This window comes from Stutzerimonas zhaodongensis (assembly GCF_003696365.1).
In the GTDB taxonomy this organism is placed as follows: Bacteria; Pseudomonadota; Gammaproteobacteria; order Pseudomonadales; family Pseudomonadaceae; genus Stutzerimonas; species Stutzerimonas zhaodongensis.
Window position 1 is genome coordinate 76395 of record NZ_RFFM01000002.1, and the last position, 17686, is coordinate 94080.

The window sequence follows — 17686 nt, forward strand, 5'->3', positions numbered from 1 at the left end:
CGATCAGATGAAGGGTCAGCTTCGGTCTTCCAGCAACAGGCGTTCGCGGACGACGTCTACCAGTTTCTCCGGTTGGAATTTGGAAAGGAAGTTGTCGCACCCAACTTTCTGCACCATCGCCAAGTTGAAGTTACCAGACAAGGAGGTGTGAAGGACTACGTAGAGATCACGCAGGCGTGGATCATTACGAATCTCTGTTGTGAGCCGATAGCCATCCATTTCCGGCATTTCGGCATCAGTGAACACCATCAGCAGCCGGTCGCTGACGACTTCACCTGCATCAGCCCAGGCCTTGAGCTTATTAAGGCCTTTGGCACCATCACTCGCTGTGTGGATGGTGATACCGAGCTGGGTCAGCGTCTCACGCAGCTGTGACAACGCAACGGTAGAGTCGTCCACGCACAGCACTTCGCGTCCTCGTGCCCTTTCGAGTACCGGGTCGGTCAAGCGCTCAGGTGCGATGCTGGTGTTGTAGGGGACGATCTCGGCCAGTACCTTCTCCACGTCGATGACTTCAACAAGCCTGTCTTCGACTTTGGTAATCGCGGTGAGATAGTGCTGGCGTCCCGCTGTTGATGGCGGCGGCAGCACCTCCTCCCAATTCAGGTTGAGGATGCGTTCCACGCCGCCGACCAGAAATGCCTGAATCGAACGGTTGTATTCGGTCACGATGATGGTGCTGCGCTCATCGGGCACCAGCGGCCGCAAGCCTATCGCACGGGACAAGTCGATGACTGGTAGAGTCTGCCCGCGGAGATTCACTACGCCACATACCGACCCATGACGGTGCGGCATGAGCGTCATCTTCGGCAGCTGCACCACCTCCTGGACCTTGAAGACGTTAATCGCGAACTGTTGCCGTCCCGAAAGCCGGAACATGAGGATTTCCAGACGATTCTGCCCCACCAAGCGGGTGCGTTGATCGACTGACTCTAGAATGCCGGCCATTTGCGGGCTCCTTGGCGAGTGAAGGGGAACTTAGGAGCTATCGGCCGCAAGTGGTGATGCTTTATCTAGACAGGCAAGTTTTTCTGCGCATTGACCTGGCCGCTGGCAAGAGCCACAGCGGCCACAGGCATCGGTCAAGCGGTCTGATCGTCGCCTAGAACGAGTTCCTCGTCGCGCAGCAATGGGCTGTCGGCCGGAAGGTGCAGCCGCAGCGCACGCCGCCTCACCGAAAACCGCATCCGCTTGGCAGTAACAGGCTCGCCGTCTAGGTTGATGTCGATCGCCTCCGGCGCGTCGACTTCGAGCCATGGCACCCGTGCTTTGACGGACACAGTATCTATTCCCAGAAGGCCGCCACTGAGCAGGGTTCCGATAGTGCTGACCGCATCGGCCGGTGCCGGGACGATGCAGATGTCCAATAGGCCGTCATCGATCGACGCTTGCGGGCATAGCTGCTGGCCACCGCCAGACTGACGACCATTACCAATGCCCAGCGCGAGGAATTCGCCTTCCCAGGTGAAGTCGGGCGCAACGAACCTTCCCCACGTCGCCCGCAGCTCACTGAAACGCGACAAACCAGTAAGCAGGTACGCGCTGCCCCCCAGAACGCGCTTGAGCTCCTGCGATGTAGTCGCAGTGACTTTGGAGCCGAATCCACCAGTCGCCATGTTGACGAAAGGTTCGCCATTCATCTCGCCAACGTCCACTGGAACGGGTTCCCGATCGAGCAGAGTCAATGCGTCGAAAGGCTCAAGCGGGATTTCGGCGGCTCTTGCGAAATCGTTGGCCGTACCCAGGGGCAGCACGGCCAGGCTTGCGTCCGAGCCGCTGCTCAGCAACGCATGAGCAATTTCCCGCACGGTGCCGTCGCCACCGCCAGCAACCAGCGTTTTGCACCCCAGGGCAAGCGCCTCCAGGACAAACCGCTCAGTGTCGCCAGGCTCCCAGGTCACGCGCACAGCCAGTTCATTACCAAGCTGCCGCCACTCGTTGACAGCTGCTCGCACTTCTTCGTTGAGCCCTTGCTTGCCATGAAGGACGAGCAATGCCTTGGGTACTTTCATGCCAATTGTTCCAGTGATCCGTTTTGGTATGCGCAGATAGACCTGCTGCCGGGCCATAAAGTTGTCTACGTCGAGCATCAACGCGGGTTAAGCCGGCTGTCCGAACGCCCTTACCACCGGTCAGCATTGCACATGAGATTAGCGTCCCCATTTTTTTGTTTTGAAACTTAACCGTATATATATCAACAACTTAAAAGCCGCATTTAATCCTTTTGAGCTGCACGACACTTTGCAGCTGGCCTGTGAACTCATTCCAAAGAAGGCGGTCCGAGCAGGTGTCCAGGTGAAGGTTGCGATAGCGGCCTGCCATCAGAACCGCGGATCGCGGCGATCAAATCGAGTATTGAGCTAGTAATAGCCGTAGGAAGGAGCCTTGTATGCGCTTACAGTCCGTTGGAACCCTTGAGTACGCCCACCCCAGTTTCGTCGATTACTTCCTCGCCAGCATTCGCCTGATCCATGGGCTTACTGCTGTGTTGCCGGGCGTACTTCTGCTGCTGTTTCTTCCGCTCGAGCTTCCAGCTGGTGGCGGCACATTCAGCACATTCCTGATGTTCTTCGGAGTGATCAGCGTCGTAATCTTCCAGTCCGTCGGAATCTACAGTGAGGAAGTGTTCAGCACCCTCCTTCGCTTTCGCACCATGCTGGTCGCTTGGGCCGCTGCGTTCAGCCTGCTGATCTTCATGCATCAGGGCCTGAGCATGTTCAGCTATCTGGAAGCCAAGCACCTGACTTTCTGGTTCCTCACCAGCGGCATCCTGTTCGGCGCTGAGCGGCTGATGATGCTGGCGCTGTTCCGCCGCCTCATGTCCAAGGGCGTTTATCTGCAGAACGCGGTAATCCTGGGTGGCACCGACAATGGAATTCGGGTCGCTGAATACCTGGCGCATCATCGCGACATCCGCACCGGCGTTCTAGGCTTCATCGATGACCGCCTGGAGCGTCTACCCAAGACCCTGGCTGATCTGCCGCTACTGGGTAATACCCGCGATCTGGAGCGGATGATCCGCGAAGAAAAGGTGACTCAAGTCCTTGTCGCCCTTCCCTGGTTCGCCGATAGCCGCATCGGCCAGGTCATCAATGAGCTGCGCAAGTTGCCGGTAAATGTGCTGCTCGTTCCCGACATGGTCGCTTTCCGCCATGCCAACAAGCGCATTACCGAAGTTGGTGGTTTGCCCACGCTGATCGCGTCAGACCTGCCACTGCGCGGGTGGTCGCCAATGTTCAAGCGCATCGAGGACATCATCCTGTCCAGCCTGGCGCTGCTGGCCGCCGCACCCGTGATGCTGCTGCTCGCACTGGCCATCAAGATCGACTCACCCGGCCCGATTCTGTTCAAGCAGAAGCGCTACGGCTACAACAACCGCTTGATCGAAGTTTTCAAGTTCCGCTCTATGTATCACGCCAAGTCGGATGCAAACGCCGAACGGCAGACTACCCGCGACGATGATCGTATTACCCGCGTTGGCCGTTTCATCCGCAAGACGAGCCTGGATGAGCTACCTCAGCTGCTCAACGTGTTCCTTGGCAGCATGTCTATGGTCGGCCCCCGTCCTCACGCCACTGCAACCAAGGCTGCCGGCGTGCTGTTTGAAGATGCTGTCTCAGAGTATTCCGCTCGCCATCGCGTCAAGCCTGGCATCACTGGCTGGGCGCAGATCAATGGCTATCGCGGCGAAACCGACACCCTCGAAAAGATCGAGAAACGCGTCGAGTTCGATCTGGATTACATCGAGCGCTGGTCGGTCTGGTTCGACATCTACATCCTCGCTCGGACCATCCCTGCCCTGCTGTTCAACCGGGACGTTTACTGACTGCCTCACGCATCGAGCAGCTTTAAGGCAACTACGCCACATTACATGCGCGAGCGCAGCAGGAAGATTGAACTAATGAAGCAAGGCAATATCAGATTTGCGTTCTGCATTAAGCAGGCCCGTACGCCCATGAAAATCAGGGCTGCGAGGCTGACTTAATGTTCAAGAATATATTGATCGTCTGTGTTGGAAACATATGCAGAAGCCCCGCGGCTGAAGCTTTGCTAGCCCACGGACTCCAGGGAAAAGGCCTGAGGATTAGTTCAGCAGGCATTGGTGCATTAGTAGGCAACCCAATGGACAAGACCGCACATGAGGTGCTCAAGGAACACGGCCTGGACCATACGGCCCACCGTGCTCGGCAGGTCGATAGCGAGATGCTGCATCAGGCTGACCTGATCCTCGCGATGGAGCATAGCCACATTCAGCACATTCGCCAGATAGCGCCCGAAGTACACGGAAAGACCTTCCTGCTGGGCAAATGGCTGGACGATACGGAAATCCCCGACCCCTATCGCCAATCAAAGCCCGCATTCGAACACGTTCACAGCCTTCTGACTCAGTCTGTCGAAAGCTGGCTTCCTTACCTGAAATAAGAAGAAGGAACTTCAATGACCACCATGCCACGACCAATATATGAAACCAAAGAGGAGAAGGACATTGACCTTGGCCACCTCTTTGACACCTTCCTCAATAACCGCGGGCTCATTCTCACCATAACCGGTTTCTTCGCCGCGCTTGGTGTTGCCTATGCTTTGCTTGCGACGCCAGTCTATCTGGCGAGCGCGATGATCCAGATTCAAGCCAAGGGCGGACTTCCAAGCCTTACTGATGTGGTTGGTACGGCACCTGCCGTGTCGCCTGCGCAAACAGAAATCGCGCTGCTCAAATCGCGTTCTGTTGTTGGTAGCGCCGTAGAAGATCTGAATCTCGACATCATTATCGAGCCTCATCATTTCCCGGTGATTGGCGGCTACATCTTCCGCCGGTTCGAACCTTCCGAGGAAGGCGAGCTGGGCTGGTATCCAGACGGATTCGAATCCTACGCCTGGGGCGGCGAGTCACTTCGCATCACGCATCTGATCGTGCCGGACAAAATGCACGGTGAGAAACTGACACTTGAAGCTGCTGAAAACAATGGCTTCATCCTCCGGGATACGGATGGCGAAGTCGTTGTCCAGGGCGCCGTTGGCGAACACATCGAGACTCCGGATTACGGCGTAACCGTAGCGGAACTGAATGCCCGCCCCGGCACGACCTTTACCGTTGTAAAGAACCGGACGTACGCGACCACCGAGGACTACCAGAATCGCCTGAATGCGGGTGAGCGCGGCAAGCTGTCCGGCATTCTGAACGTGACGCTGGAAGACACCGATCCGGAAAAAGCGGTGAAGGTACTTGAAGCCGTTGCTCAGCGCTATGTTGATCAGAACATTGCTCGCAATGCGGCCGAAGCGACCCAGAGTCTTGAGTTCCTGAGCGAGCAGGTGCCCGAGGTTCGCAAGAAGCTCGACGCTGCTCAGACTGCTTTGAACACCTTTCAGACTGGCAACCGCTCTGTCGACATCAGCGCCGAGACGCAGTCGGTCCTCGACCGCATTGTTGGCCTGGAAAACCAGATCTCCGAGCAGAACCTCAAGCGCACCGAGATGGAGCGTCGCTTCACCCGACAGCATCCAAACTTTCAGGCGCTTATGAATCAGATCAGCCAGCTGCAAGCGCAGAAGACTGAGCTTGAAAAGCAAATCGGCACCCTGCCTTCCACTCAGCAAGAACTGCTGCGTCTGAACCGCGATGTCGAGGTTTCCTCCGAAACCTATTCGATGCTGCTGAACAAGACTCAGGAACTGGACATCATTCGCGCCGGCACCGTCGGTAACGTTCGAATCGTCGACCATGCTGCCGCCGATATCGACAAACCAATCAAGCCGAACAAGCCGCTGATCGTCATCGCTGCCATCCTACTGGGCGGTATTATTGCGGTCGCTTTCGTTTATGTGCGCGAAGCACTCAAGCGCGGCGTTGAAAATCCGGAAGAAATCGAGCGTGTCGGCATCCCGGTCTATGCCGCAATCCCGTTCAGCGAGAAACAGGGTCTGCTGGAAAAGCGCCTGGCTAACTTCAAGCGAGACAAGAGTACCGCCTCGTATCTGCTCTCGATCAATGATCCCGCGGATCTGGCAACCGAAGCGATGCGCAGCCTGCGCACCAGCCTGCACTTCGCGATGATCGAAGCCAAAAACAACATCCTGATGATTACCGGGCCAAGCCCAACCGTCGGCAAGTCGTTCGTGACCAGCAACCTCGCTGCGGTGATCGCTCAATCAGGCAAGAAGGTCCTGCTGATCGACGCTGACATGCGTAAAGGCTATCTGCACAAAGTCATGCGCTGCCAGGGCGAAAAGGGTCTCTCAGATATCCTGTCTGGCCGCATCACTCTGTTCGATGCTATCCAGAAGACTCAGCTGAACAATCTTCACGTAATAACCCACGGTCAGCTTCCGCCCAACCCGTCCGAACTGCTGATGCACGAGAATTTCTCTCGCTTCGTCAAGGAAATCAGCAGCATGTATGACCTCGTGATCTTCGACACCCCGCCGATCCTGGCTGTAACCGATGCGGCACTCGTGGGCAGTCAGGCTGGCACCACTCTGATGGTGACCCGCTACGGACTGAACGGTGTCAAGGAAATCGAGTTCGCGAAGCGTCGTCTTGAGCAGAATGGAATTCTGGTCAAAGGCGTGATATTCAACGCTGTAGTGCGCAAGGCATCGACGTACAGCGAGTACGGTTACTACCAGTACGAATATCAAAGCAAGTAGCAAGTAACAGGTGCCCGGCTGATGCCGGGCAAATACAGCGCGCTCAGCTCAGTCACCTCTCCCACCGTTGATACGTTCTTCCCTCATGAGTGGAAGAACGCATCGCCTTGGCATCGACTGACCCCCTATCGTGCCTCACCTGAACACTTGGAGACAAAGACATCATGGAAAGTCGCTTCTTTACCACTTTGTTCAAGACCATAAAGTTAACCGCTGGCCTGGCGATTATTAGCAGCATATCGCTAGGCTATTCCCAAGCCGAGGAAAGCGGTTCCGGCATAGATTTGGTCGGGATCAACATGTCGGGCGCCAATTTCGCCCCGCACATTACCCCAGGCAAAGTAGGCACGAATTACTTCTACCCAGAGAAGAAATACTTCAAGTACTACGCCGAGAAGAATATTCGCCTGATTCGTTTCCCATTCATTTGGGAACGTGTGCAACACGACTTGCACAAAGGCATCAATTTCGACCAGATGCGATTACTTAAAAGAACGCTCGATTACGCCGCTGAGCATGACCAGAAGATCATTCTGGATATGCACAATTACGGGCGATACAAGGGCAAGCTCATCGGCTCCCCTGAGGTTCCTTACAAAGCCTACGCGGACGTATGGCGTAAGCTCGCTGAAGAATTCAAGGGTCATCCTGCATTGCTCGGCTACGACATCATGAACGAGCCCCACTCCACGAACGGCCTATGGCCTGGCGCTGCGCAGGCAGCTGTCGACGCGATACGCGAAGTCGATATGGACGCCCTGATATTCGTTGAAGGTGACCGCTGGGCCAGCACCTTCCACTGGCGCTACGTCAACGAGGATTTTCTTATCAAGGATCCCGCCGACAAAATCGTCTACGAGGGCCATCTGTACCTCGACAAGGACTTTTCAGGTCGCTATGCCGCTGACGAGACGGTCGATCCGATGCTGGGCATCGAGCGTGTTCGGCCGTTTGTCGAATGGCTGAAGGAAAACAATCTCAAAGGTTTCTTAGGCGAGTACGGTGTGCCTGCCCATTCCGAGTCGATGCTGGTCGCCATGGACAACCTGCTCGGCTTTCTCAACGAAAACTGCATGCCCAGCGCATATTGGGCTGGTGGACCGGGTTGGGGCGAGTATGTGCTCGCGGTGGAGCCGATCGATGGCAAGGACAGGCCGCAGATGGACGTACTGCAGAAACACATGTCAAATAATTGCACCGAATACGGTCCTGCCGGTAAGCACTAACGGTGCGCAGTCCTCAGGCAGCCCCACGGGGGCTGACCAGGGTGTTAAGCCGTTCATAAATTTTTTGATGAATCCTGAGCTATGGACGCAACCCAGCCATTAACCGGTTGTCCAAATCCAACCTCACGTCGAGCGGGTTAATGCGAGCGGAACTCAAAGGACAGTGCAGCTATCGAAGCAAGCGTTGTCAGCCCTGGGCTGATACAGCATTTTCAGCGACACGAAAGTGACGAAACGCCGGTGCACATCATGGCAATGCTGAAAGCTTGAGCTAGTTGCGACGCGGTAATCTGGAATGGAAATGCACCTAAGGACCCAGGTGATGACAAACATCAGCTCGAAATTATTCTTCTTCCCGTTGACAGTGCTAGCCATCATCTTGCACTTCTCGATATTTGGCGACAGCACGCACAACCCCATCGGATTCAAGTTCCTTAACGAAGCTTATCTCGCCGTTTGCATGGGGCTGTCTTTTCTGCTCATTCTTGCCAGCACTGAAAGCTCGAGCCGGGAATTTCGCATCCTGATGTACTACGCGTTCTATAGCGTTGTGGTATTCACGGTGCTGCCGGCGATATTTGCGTTTTACACTTTTGGTCAACCCATCACTTACGGCTTGATCGAAGAACGAAGAATTCTGTTTGCGTTCGGTTTCGTACCGTTGTTGCTGCTTGCCAAATACATCACCACCCTCCAATTCGAGCGTGCATTTATCTACGCAGCGCTTCTGGCAGTAGTCTTGTCATGGTGTTTCAAGTTCGGTTTGGTTCCAGACCTGCGTGAAGAACAGACCTCTTGGGACCGCCCTGACCGCTCATCCATCGGGCCATATCTGATTTGCTTCGCGTACTTCTATTGCATTCAGATCTGGGCGCAAGGCGCATCGCCGATCAATGGTGAAGCTCGACAGCGTAATTTTTATTTGATCGTTGCGGCTATTTTGCTGCTGACTCTGGTATTCGCAACGCAAACCCGACAGCTCATCGTCCTGTGCCTGGCATTTACTCTCTTTTCGTTGCGAGCCAAGGCAATTGTATGGGCGGCGTCACTTTGCGTGCTGTTGTCTCCTTTCTATTTCTATCCTGAGCTACTCGAAATACTTGGGCTCAATACCGAGTTTTACCAGAGCAACATTGAAGGGGGCGTAGAGGACGGCGTCCGACCTCACACGATCGCATCCGTCTTCAGCCACCTCGATCTGGTGAGCTGGTTGCCAAGCGGATCACTGTCATTGATGTGGCAGGACGGCTTCATTCCATACTTCGGAGAGCATTTCTTCCTTTCCGACATTGGAATAATCGGCACGCTGTTCCGCTTCGGCTTTCTGACCTTCTTGTTAGTACCGTTGTCGCTGTACATCTATCAGCGTATCGCTAAAAACATCCATCCGGACATGGGCTTCAGCTACGCCGTGGTGCTTGCTTTTTTCGTGATCTGGCCGCTCCAGGGATTGTTCGAATATTTGCAGCCGGTCATCTGTATGCTTTTTGTTTTGCATGCTCTTCGGGCACGCCATCTACGCAGCAAGGAACGAGTACATGAACGTCGCACTTATTCTCAACTACAAAGCTGCTACTGAAACTATCAGCTGCGTTGAAAGCCTGCTCGAACATTGCGCGACGATCGACCATATTGTGGTCATCGACAATGATTCCCAGGACGGCTCCGCCCTCGCCTTTCAACAGTGGCTTGAGGAAAAGGCTTACCCGAAGGTGACTCTGCTCTGCAATCCCGAGAACAATGGATACGCGGGTGGCAATAACTACGGTTTGCGTTGGGCGATGAAGAATCTGCAGCCGGAGTATTTCTGGGTGGTCAACAACGACACCTACGTAGACAGCGATGCCTTCTCCCCCCTGCTGGAGGCGCTGCGGCATAACGACCGGCAGTTCGTCGGCTCGTTGGTGCTCAGCGCCGATACCGGGCGACTTGAGTGCTACGGTGGCGGCAAACTGTATCCAATACTCGGCAAGGCTAGATTGCTTGGCAAAAACCAGAGCATCGAAGCTTCTCAGAGGCAAAATCCACAGCACGAACCGGATTACATAATGGGTTGCAGCCTGGCGTTTTCCGCCGCACTGACGGAAGAAATCGGTCTTATGGATGAAGACTATTTCATGTATTTCGAAGAAGTGGACTGGCAATACCGAGCGAAGCGTTTTGGCATCACGTCCAAGGTCATCCCAGGCAGTCGGGTATTTCATTACGGCTCTCTCAGCCTGGGCAGTCGCTCGGCGTTCTACCACTACTACCGCAACCGCGCCGCCACACGTTTCAACAAACGTTTCTACGGACCGGTTTTCGCGATCGTTTCCGCGTTTCTTCTTTCGGCTGTCACAACGATCAAGGAATACAGGAATCCCACACTCGCCTGGTCAGGTATCAAAGGCGCCTTCAAGGGAGTAGCAATGAGTGTCGAGTGATACTAATGCGTTCGGAATAGACTTCTATTCCGGCAATAAGAAAGCTTTATTGACCTGCATCCGTGAGGGAGTGAAGCAGCCCTATTCGTTTGTTGTGACGCCGAACGTTGACCACCTCGTTCAGCTGGAGCATGACGAACAGCTGCGTGACGCATATGCCAAAGCGCGGTGGCGTTTGTGCGACAGTCGCATTTTGCTCTCGTTGCTGACCCGGCTGGGCGTTCATTTGGATGAGGCGATCCCCGGTAGCGATCTGACTCTCGACCTGCTCAAATGGGCCGACGCAGAGCGCCTGCGTGTTGTGTTGATTGGCTCGGTGGAGTCCGAAGCGGAAAAGCTGCGCGCGCTTTACCCTGGCATCGATCTTTATCACTACAACCCTCCGATGGGCTTCATCAAGAATCCGGAAGAGGTGCAGCGCTGTCTCCAGTTCGTGCGTGAAAATCCCTCTGAGCTCGTGCTGTATGCCGTCGGGACACCACGTGGAGAAGTGCTTGCCGCGGCTACTCAGCCCAGCGAACGCACCGGTATGGGTTTCAGCATTGGCGCATCCATCTCCTTTGCCACCGGCACTATCAAACGTGCCCCGAAGTGGATGCGCGAGTACAAGCTCGAATGGCTTCATCGCATGTGCATGGAACCACGCAGGCTAGCCAAGCGTTACTGGATCGATGCGTTGTATATCGTCCCTGCATTCCTGCGGGAAAAAAACGCCAGGCAAAAGACCAGCCCTGCCAAGCAGGAGTCCTGAACCAATTCAATTAGTCGGCATCTGACACTTCCTCGTATCTGTTGCGATGCTGACTAGCACCATTCACGCTTATTGCAGATGCGTGATCACTTGTTGACGCCTAGTGCCAGGCATAAGCGAAGTGATCGCATCTCCGAACAAACCTAACCTCAAACAGGGAAGAAAATGAAAGCGATCATCACAGGTATCACTGGGCAAGACGGCGCCTATCTGGCAGAACTGCTGCTGGAAAAAGGCTACACCGTTTATGGCACGTTCCGTCGCACCAGCTCGGTGAACTTCTGGCGGATCGAAGAGTTGGGCATCGACAAGAATCCCAACCTGCACCTCGTTGAGTACGATCTGACCGATCTGTCTTCCAGCATTCGCCTCTTGCAGAACACCGGCGCCACCGAGGTATACAACCTGGCAGCCCAGAGCTTCGTGGGTGTCTCGTTCGAGCAGCCCTTGACCACGCTGGACATTACTGGCGCAGGTGCGGTCAACCTGTTGGAAGCCATCCGTATCGTTAACCCGAAGATTCGCTTCTACCAGGCCTCGACTTCTGAAATGTTCGGTCAGGTACAGGCCATTCCTCAGCTCGAAACAACCCCGTTCTATCCGCGTAGCCCCTACGGCGTTGCCAAGCTCTATGCGCATTGGATGACGATTAACTACCGCGAGTCCTACGGAATCTTCGGTTGCAGCGGCATCCTGTTCAATCATGAGTCCCCACTGCGCGGCCGCGAGTTCGTGACCCGCAAAATCACTGACTCGGTTGCCAAGATCAAGCTGGGTCAACTGGATGTGCTCGAGCTGGGCAACATAGACGCCAAGCGCGATTGGGGCTTTGCCAAGGAATACGTCGAAGGTATGTGGCGCATGCTGCAAGCCGATGAGCCTGATGTTTTTGTGCTGGCGACCAACCGCACCGAAACCGTGCGTGATTTCGTCACGCTCGCCTTTAAAGCTGCCGATATCGAGCTGCAATGGAAAGGCAGCGGTGAGCAGGAAGAGGCTATTGATGCCGCGACCGGCAAGGTAGTCATGCGGGTCAATCCAAAGTTCTATCGCCCAGCCGAGGTCGACTTGCTGATCGGCAACCCGCAAAAAGCCAAAGAGGTTCTGGGTTGGGAACCGAAAACTTCGCTGGAGCAGCTGTGCCAGATGATGGTCGAAGCAGACCTTCGCCGTAATCAGCAAGGCTTCTCCTTCTAAGCGAGTAGCCACATGAGAATGGGCCGAGATTGATTGATCGCAGTCTGGCCCGTCCTCAGGATCTCAGGGTCGCCGTCGTCTGGCCAGCCCGGATCCCGGCACTACGGCAACCGTTTATCCCAGCGGCCAGTGCAAGTTTCTTATCAGGCAGCTGATCCGAGACCTTGCGATACGTCAGTCGACGTTAACCTGGCCGCAACATCCTATGGCTATACGGGGATACGGCGCCGCTGAAATTGGATTCCACCCTATCGGGAAGATCATGCGCAAAGTGCTGATTACCGGCGTTACCGGTTTCACCGGACGCTACATGGCAGAGGAACTCGCGGCCGAGGGTTACGAAGTCCATGGCCTCAGCTATCGCCAGCCCTTAGGTGCGCTGCCTGCGGCTGTTTCAGCCATTCATTGCTGTTCATTGAACGACGCAGAGACGCTGCGGACGTTGCTGACTGAGATACGACCGACCTATGTCGTACACCTCGCGGCGGTCTCCTTTGTAGCCCATGCCGATGCAGATGCCATCTATAACGCGAACCTGCTCGGTACGCGTCACCTTCTGGAGGCGCTGCGCACCGCACCTGCAGAGCTCGAAGGTGTGTTGCTGGCAAGTAGTGCGAATGTCTACGGCAACGCTACTGAAGGTGTACTGGATGAGTCTGCGCCGTTCGCGCCCGCCAATGATTACGCTATCAGCAAGGCGGCAATGGAATATCTGGCACGGCTTTACCAGAGTCGTTTGCCGTTGATCATCACCCGCCCCTTCAACTACACAGGGGTCGGTCAGGCCGAACAGTTCCTCATCCCGAAAATCGTCGCGCACACGCGCCGTCATGCGGAGGTAATCGAGCTGGGCAACCTGGATATAGCCCGCGACTTCTGCGATGTACGGCAGGTCGCGCAAGCCTATCGTCGTCTGCTCGAGTCGCCCGCTGCTATCGGCGAAACCGTGAATATCTGCTCGGGCTTTGCGTACACACTTCAATACGTGCTCGAACAGGCAGCCGCCATTTCTGGGCACTCCATGGAGGTCAGGGTCAATCCAGCCTTCGTGCGCAGCGCAGATGTCAAAAACCTGTTTGGTAATCGAACCAAGCTGGATTCGCTGATTGGCGATTTGCCGCAGATTGAACTGAAGGACACATTGCGCTGGATGATCGAGTACTCCGGTAGCTGACTTGCGGTCCATCTGTCGCCGCGACGGTCGTATGACTTGCACTCCACCCTCGTTGAGTTGCGTGCTACAGGATTTATGGGCGGGCTTTAAGCGGCCCGCAGTCCAGCTCGTTTAGTCAATGTGTCAGAGGAACCCGCGACCTGGGCATAGCGATCACATTCCGATTCATCACGTTCTCAACGCAATCACTGCTCTACGCCTCATTTATGCGCACCGCCGTGAACCCCGGAGAAACGAAGCGGTCTATGGCTTCTGTGAGCAGCACAGGCCTCCTTTTTTCAGCAGAGTCAAAGGCGCTGGGCAGAGTTGAGCAGGATGTTCGGAAGCTTGTCCGTCACCTGTCTCGCTTTGAGTCTGGAAGCTAGACCTTCCAAAGCTTGCGGTAGTGACATCCGGAACGGCAGAACCGGGATCGCTTATCTCCGCGGATGAATGTTCGACGGCTGATAAACAAAAAACGGTTCGCGTTCCTTTAGCTAAACGTGAATTGCGCTGTTTCACTTTGTAAAAACAACTATTCCGTCAAGGATGAAGAAACCATGAAACCACTATTTGCTCTCGCTTTCTCCTCCGTGCTGGTGCTGCAGGGATGCGTTTTCTCACCTGGCCAACATCTTGATCCAGACCAGTTCAAGAAAGGTGCGGAAACGGAAGACGGCACTGTCCGGTTGATGCAGATCACCCCTGAAATGCTCAAGGGCGAGCTACCGTCCGACCAGGGCACCTCAAGCAAGCAAGAGCTGCTGGGCTTCAAGCCTGAGGCTTATCGCATTGGCGCCAATGACCTCCTGTACATCACCGTTTGGGACCATCCCGAGCTGACCGCTCCGTCCGGCCCGCAACAGCAGCTGGATGCTAACGGCCGCCTCGTTCGCCCTGACGGCACCCTGTTCTACCCATACATCGGCAACATCGATGCCGCCGGTAAGACCATCGAGCAACTGCGTGCCGACATCGCCAAGCGTTTGGCCAACTATATCGACAGCCCGCAAGTAGACGTCAGCCTACTGCGCTTCGGTAGCCAGCGCATTGTGCTTTCAGGCGCATTCACCACAGCAGGCCAGGTTGAAGTAACCACCGCGCCGATGACCGTCGTTCAAGCCATCGGTCAGGCTGGGGTCGACACCGACACAGCCGACCTCTCGGGTCTGATGCTCAAGCGTGATGGCCGTGAATACCTGCTCAATCTTGATGACATGAACCGTCCGGACTCGTGGCTGCATCAGGTGTACCTGAAAGACGGCGACCAGCTTCACCTGCCTTATAACGATCAGAAGAAGATCTACGTATTGGGTGAGGTTGTGAATCCGCAGGCCATGACGTTCAAGGCAACCAGCCTCAACCTGATGGATGCCATTGGTACAGCTGGCGGTATTCGTCAGGAAACTGCTGATGGCGAAGCGGTTTACGTCATTCGTGGCGCTGAGAACATTGCAACCGAGAAGGCTACTGTTTTCCAACTGAACGCCGCCTCCCCTGCAGCTTTCGCCCTGGCCAAACACTTCCCGCTGCAACCGCAGGACGTTGTGTTTGTCGGTCCAGCAGGCATCACCCGCTGGAACCGCTTCATCAGCCAACTGCTGCCTTCGGCTAGCGTCATCGGAACCGGTGCTGCGTTCAACCGTTAATGCCGGGCACTTCCTCAGGCTGACCAGAGCCTGAACAAAAACCGCAGTCAGCCCCCGAGCTGCTGCGGTTTTTTTTCGCCCATCGTTTGAACCAGCTCCCGACGCTCTTGCGTTACGCAGCGCACGCTCAAAAACGATTATTCAGCATTCAGCGGCTTCGCCCACCTCAGCAGGAAGACGATTGCTCAATGCTTACGCAAAGATGATGATCTTTAAAGCATCGCTTTTAAAATCTAACTTATTCGCATTAACATACCCATCCTCTTGCCGACCGAGTGTATATGCACGTGCGTATTCGATTGATGTTGCTCGCATCTACTTGGACGCTTGCTCAGGTTCAGTCGTGAACATGGCAGCAGATGGGGGCACTCGTGCAACCGCTTTGCGGCGTTTTGTATTTCAAGCGTGAGCTACTCATGCACCGTTCGGAGGGCTATTTCAATGGCCACACTCGTGTCTCCCCGCGTCACCAACCTGGTTGGCCGCATCTCTGCGGCGCTGCTGGGGGGCTATGCATTGGCCTTTGGTTTTACCGCATTCTTTTCCGTGTACCTGCCCATGTCGCGCCCTGATCGGGTCGTCACGGCGAGTCTTTTATGCTTTGCCGTCTGGGTAGCTGCAGCTATTTACGCATTTGCCGCCCGGAGCGCGTTATACGCCTGGCTGCTCATAGCCGTGTTGACTGCCCTCTTCTGCCTAGGCGCTTACCTACCGGTCGATTTGAGGACCCGCCCATGACTCTTCGCCAATCCATGGCTGGCCTGCATACCTGGGGCGGTTTGCTGCCGAGCTGGCTGCTGTTCGTGATTATCTTTGCTGGCACCCTGGCCTGCTTCGACAAAGAACTGGAGCGGTGGATGCGACCTGCTCTGCATATGCCATCGGCCACGACGATGACGGCCGACGATGTAAGCCAATGGGTGCAGACGAATGTGAAAGAACCCCTGCACGTCTACTGGCTGCACGGGCCGACCACGCGCGAACCTTATTGGCGACTTGGCTGGGAGGAGGATGAGACGGGTACGCGCGGCCGTGCTGCGTTCGATCCCCACACCGGCAAACCCATGCCTGAAACGGTGGGCGGAGAGTTCTTCTTCACGCTTCACTACAACCTGCAAGCAGGCACCGTAGGCATGTACATCGTCGGCCTGGCCGGTATGTTCATGCTGGTAGCCCTGGTCTCGGGCATCATCATTCACCGGCGAATCTTCAAAGACTTCTTTACGCTGCGCCCGCAGGCAAACGGGCAGCGCGCGTGGCTTGACGCCCATAATCTGTTCGGCGTCATCGGGCTGCCATTTCACCTGATCCTGGCTTACACGGGGGTGGCCATCTTTGTCGCAACCTATATGCCAGCGGGTGCGATGGTTGCATACAACAGCGACCCGCTCGCTTTTTTCGAGGAGGTGCAAGGCGGATACCACCGCAACGAGCTCGATCAGCCAGCTGGCCAACCGGCCTCTTTGAACGGAATGCTTGCCAATGCTCGCCAGCATTGGGGTAACGGAGAGCCGGGCTGGATGATCGTCGAGCACCCGGATGACGCCTCATCCGTCGTCAGCATTCGTCGTCTCGATCCGACACGAATCGGATCTCCTCAGGATGCCCTGAGCTTCGATGCATTCACGGGCGAACTGCTCGACGAGCAACAGGCACCAACGGGCTATCGGGCTTACATGTGGCTGGTGGGGCTTCACATGGCGCAGTTCGGCGGGACCATCGTGCGAGTACTGTACGCGCTGCTCGGGCTGGCAGGATGCGCCATGCTGGTCGCGGGCACGAGCGTCTGGCTGCGCAAACGCGAAGAGCGACAGATTCGCGGTCTAGCCATCGTTCGTGCACTCAACGGTGCAATCTTCTTCGGCTTGCCCATCGCTTCACTCGCGCTGCTGTGGGCAACCCGACTGCTGCCGGACGGGCTGTCTGCGCGGGCTACGGTCGAAACCTGGTGTTTCTTCCTGACCTGGTTAGCCGTAGCCGGCTTCGCCTATATCGGACGCCACAAGGTTGTTGAACTGCCACGTCGGCTGTTTGCTTTACTGGCCGTCGTTGCGATGGGTCTCCCCTTGCTCAATCTGGTAACGGCTCCCGAAGGGCATCTCTTAGCGACAGTCGCTAGGGGCGACATGTTATTGGCAGGCGTAGACAGCGTGTTGCTGATCGTGGGCCTGGTGTGTGCCTGGTGTGCACTTCGCCGACCTACCGTGAAGAGTCCAGCGCACAAGCGAGCGCGCTCCAGAGCTGGAGAACAGGAGCTGGCACCATGACCACACTCGCTTTCGGAATGGCATATCTGGGAATGCTGGCCCTGTGCTTGGCCATGAGTCGACATCACCGTGATCTCTTCAAGACTTCGCCATCGCTCAGCAAGCAGCACTTGCTGCGGCTGATCGGAGCTTGCCTGTTGATCGCGAGCCTCATGCTGAACGCGCAGTCCTTCGGGATTGCCATTGGCTTGGTCATTGGCATGACCGAGCTGATGTTCGCTGGGGTAACGGTTTGCTTGGTCCTAGCTTGGCGCAAGCGTTGGGTTATGCCGCTTGGCGCCATACTTGGCCTGACCGGTGCGCTTACCGCCATCACCGGTTGGTAAAAGGATCAGAAAAAGTCACCCGCCCAGCTCGATAACAGCTGGGCGA

General features: G+C 55.8%; 15 protein-coding genes. 13 read left to right on the top strand and 2 right to left on the bottom strand.

What is annotated here, in order from left to right; genetic code table 11:
* Positions 1-15: 15 nt before the first annotated feature.
* Both EA797_RS08670 and yegS read right to left on the bottom strand, forming a co-directional pair.
* Positions 16-948 (bottom strand): chemotaxis protein CheV, encoded by a 933-nt coding sequence (locus tag EA797_RS08670; protein WP_122164824.1) that lies wholly within the window; start codon positions 946-948, stop codon positions 16-18.
* Between the two features lie 134 nt (positions 949-1082).
* Positions 1083-2012: a lipid kinase YegS gene (yegS, locus tag EA797_RS08675; protein ID WP_122164825.1), complete on the bottom strand. Its 930-nt coding sequence runs from the start codon at positions 2010-2012 to the stop codon at positions 1083-1085.
* Positions 2013-2389: 377 nt separating this feature from the next.
* Here yegS and EA797_RS08680 point away from each other — a divergent pair, with 377 nt between their 5' ends.
* From EA797_RS08680 to EA797_RS08740, 13 genes are all read left to right on the top strand, one after another.
* Entirely contained in the window at positions 2390-3826 is a 1437-nt protein-coding gene (locus tag EA797_RS08680) for an undecaprenyl-phosphate glucose phosphotransferase (RefSeq protein ID WP_122164826.1), read from the top strand.
* Positions 3827-3984: 158 nt separating this feature from the next.
* Positions 3985-4422 (top strand): low molecular weight protein-tyrosine-phosphatase, encoded by a 438-nt coding sequence (locus EA797_RS08685; protein WP_122164827.1) that lies wholly within the window; start codon positions 3985-3987, stop codon positions 4420-4422.
* A gap of 15 nt (positions 4423-4437) precedes the next feature.
* Positions 4438-6648, top strand: a complete 2211-nt coding sequence (locus EA797_RS08690) for a polysaccharide biosynthesis tyrosine autokinase (protein WP_122164828.1) — start codon at positions 4438-4440, stop codon at positions 6646-6648.
* Between the two features lie 164 nt (positions 6649-6812).
* Positions 6813-7874, top strand: coding sequence for a glycoside hydrolase family 5 protein (locus EA797_RS08695; RefSeq protein WP_122164829.1), 1062 nt, complete (start codon positions 6813-6815; stop codon positions 7872-7874).
* A gap of 322 nt (positions 7875-8196) precedes the next feature.
* Positions 8197-9453, top strand: a complete 1257-nt coding sequence (locus EA797_RS08700) for a hypothetical protein (RefSeq protein WP_122164830.1) — start codon at positions 8197-8199, stop codon at positions 9451-9453.
* A complete protein-coding gene (locus EA797_RS08705) occupies positions 9413-10297 on the top strand; it encodes a glycosyltransferase family 2 protein (RefSeq protein WP_122164831.1) in 885 nt (294 codons plus the stop codon). Before EA797_RS08700 ends, EA797_RS08705 begins: the two co-directional genes overlap by 41 nt.
* On the top strand, positions 10287-11048 hold the full coding sequence (locus EA797_RS08710) for a WecB/TagA/CpsF family glycosyltransferase (RefSeq protein ID WP_122164832.1): 762 nt from the start codon (positions 10287-10289) through the stop codon (positions 11046-11048). The genes EA797_RS08705 and EA797_RS08710 overlap by 11 nt, the downstream gene beginning before the upstream one ends.
* 165 nt (positions 11049-11213) lie before the next feature.
* A complete protein-coding gene (gene gmd / locus EA797_RS08715; protein WP_122164833.1) occupies positions 11214-12245 on the top strand; it encodes a GDP-mannose 4,6-dehydratase in 1032 nt (343 codons plus the stop codon).
* A gap of 262 nt (positions 12246-12507) precedes the next feature.
* The gene (locus EA797_RS08720) at positions 12508-13419 is read left to right on the top strand and encodes a GDP-mannose 4,6-dehydratase (RefSeq protein WP_122164834.1); all 912 of its coding nucleotides are present in this window, start codon (positions 12508-12510) and stop codon (positions 13417-13419) included.
* Between the two features lie 539 nt (positions 13420-13958).
* Positions 13959-15047, top strand: a complete 1089-nt coding sequence (locus EA797_RS08725) for a polysaccharide biosynthesis/export family protein (protein ID WP_122164835.1) — start codon at positions 13959-13961, stop codon at positions 15045-15047.
* A 441-nt stretch (positions 15048-15488) separates the two neighbouring features.
* Positions 15489-15785, top strand: coding sequence for a DUF3649 domain-containing protein (locus EA797_RS21985; protein ID WP_122164836.1), 297 nt, complete (start codon positions 15489-15491; stop codon positions 15783-15785).
* Positions 15782-17314 carry a PepSY-associated TM helix domain-containing protein gene (locus EA797_RS08735; RefSeq protein WP_122164837.1) on the top strand — a complete coding sequence of 511 codons (1533 nt, stop codon included), beginning with the start codon at positions 15782-15784 and terminating at the stop codon, positions 17312-17314. The genes EA797_RS21985 and EA797_RS08735 overlap by 4 nt, the downstream gene beginning before the upstream one ends.
* The gene (locus EA797_RS08740) at positions 17311-17640 is read left to right on the top strand and encodes a DUF3325 domain-containing protein (protein ID WP_122164838.1); all 330 of its coding nucleotides are present in this window, start codon (positions 17311-17313) and stop codon (positions 17638-17640) included. Before EA797_RS08735 ends, EA797_RS08740 begins: the two co-directional genes overlap by 4 nt.
* The last annotated feature ends 46 nt before the right edge of the window (positions 17641-17686 follow it).

Bases quoted from the DNA above. Each gene is read 5' to 3' on its own strand.
- EA797_RS08670 (WP_122164824.1), bottom strand. From the start codon at position 948: ATGGCCGGCATTCTAGAGTCAGTCGATCAACGCACCCGCTTGGTGGGG.
- yegS (WP_122164825.1), bottom strand. From the start codon at position 2,012: ATGAAAGTACCCAAGGCATTGCTCGTCCTTCATGGCAAGCAAGGGCTC.
- EA797_RS08680 (WP_122164826.1), top strand. From the start codon at position 2,390: ATGCGCTTACAGTCCGTTGGAACCCTTGAGTACGCCCACCCCAGTTTC.
- EA797_RS08685 (WP_122164827.1), top strand. From the start codon at position 3,985: ATGTTCAAGAATATATTGATCGTCTGTGTTGGAAACATATGCAGAAGC.
- EA797_RS08690 (WP_122164828.1), top strand. From the start codon at position 4,438: ATGACCACCATGCCACGACCAATATATGAAACCAAAGAGGAGAAGGAC.
- EA797_RS08695 (WP_122164829.1), top strand. From the start codon at position 6,813: ATGGAAAGTCGCTTCTTTACCACTTTGTTCAAGACCATAAAGTTAACC.
- EA797_RS08700 (WP_122164830.1), top strand. From the start codon at position 8,197: ATGACAAACATCAGCTCGAAATTATTCTTCTTCCCGTTGACAGTGCTA.
- EA797_RS08705 (WP_122164831.1), top strand. From the start codon at position 9,413: ATGAACGTCGCACTTATTCTCAACTACAAAGCTGCTACTGAAACTATC.
- gmd (WP_122164833.1), top strand. From the start codon at position 11,214: ATGAAAGCGATCATCACAGGTATCACTGGGCAAGACGGCGCCTATCTG.
- EA797_RS08720 (WP_122164834.1), top strand. From the start codon at position 12,508: ATGCGCAAAGTGCTGATTACCGGCGTTACCGGTTTCACCGGACGCTAC.
- EA797_RS08725 (WP_122164835.1), top strand. From the start codon at position 13,959: ATGAAACCACTATTTGCTCTCGCTTTCTCCTCCGTGCTGGTGCTGCAG.
- EA797_RS21985 (WP_122164836.1), top strand. From the start codon at position 15,489: ATGGCCACACTCGTGTCTCCCCGCGTCACCAACCTGGTTGGCCGCATC.
- EA797_RS08735 (WP_122164837.1), top strand. From the start codon at position 15,782: ATGACTCTTCGCCAATCCATGGCTGGCCTGCATACCTGGGGCGGTTTG.
- EA797_RS08740 (WP_122164838.1), top strand. From the start codon at position 17,311: ATGACCACACTCGCTTTCGGAATGGCATATCTGGGAATGCTGGCCCTG.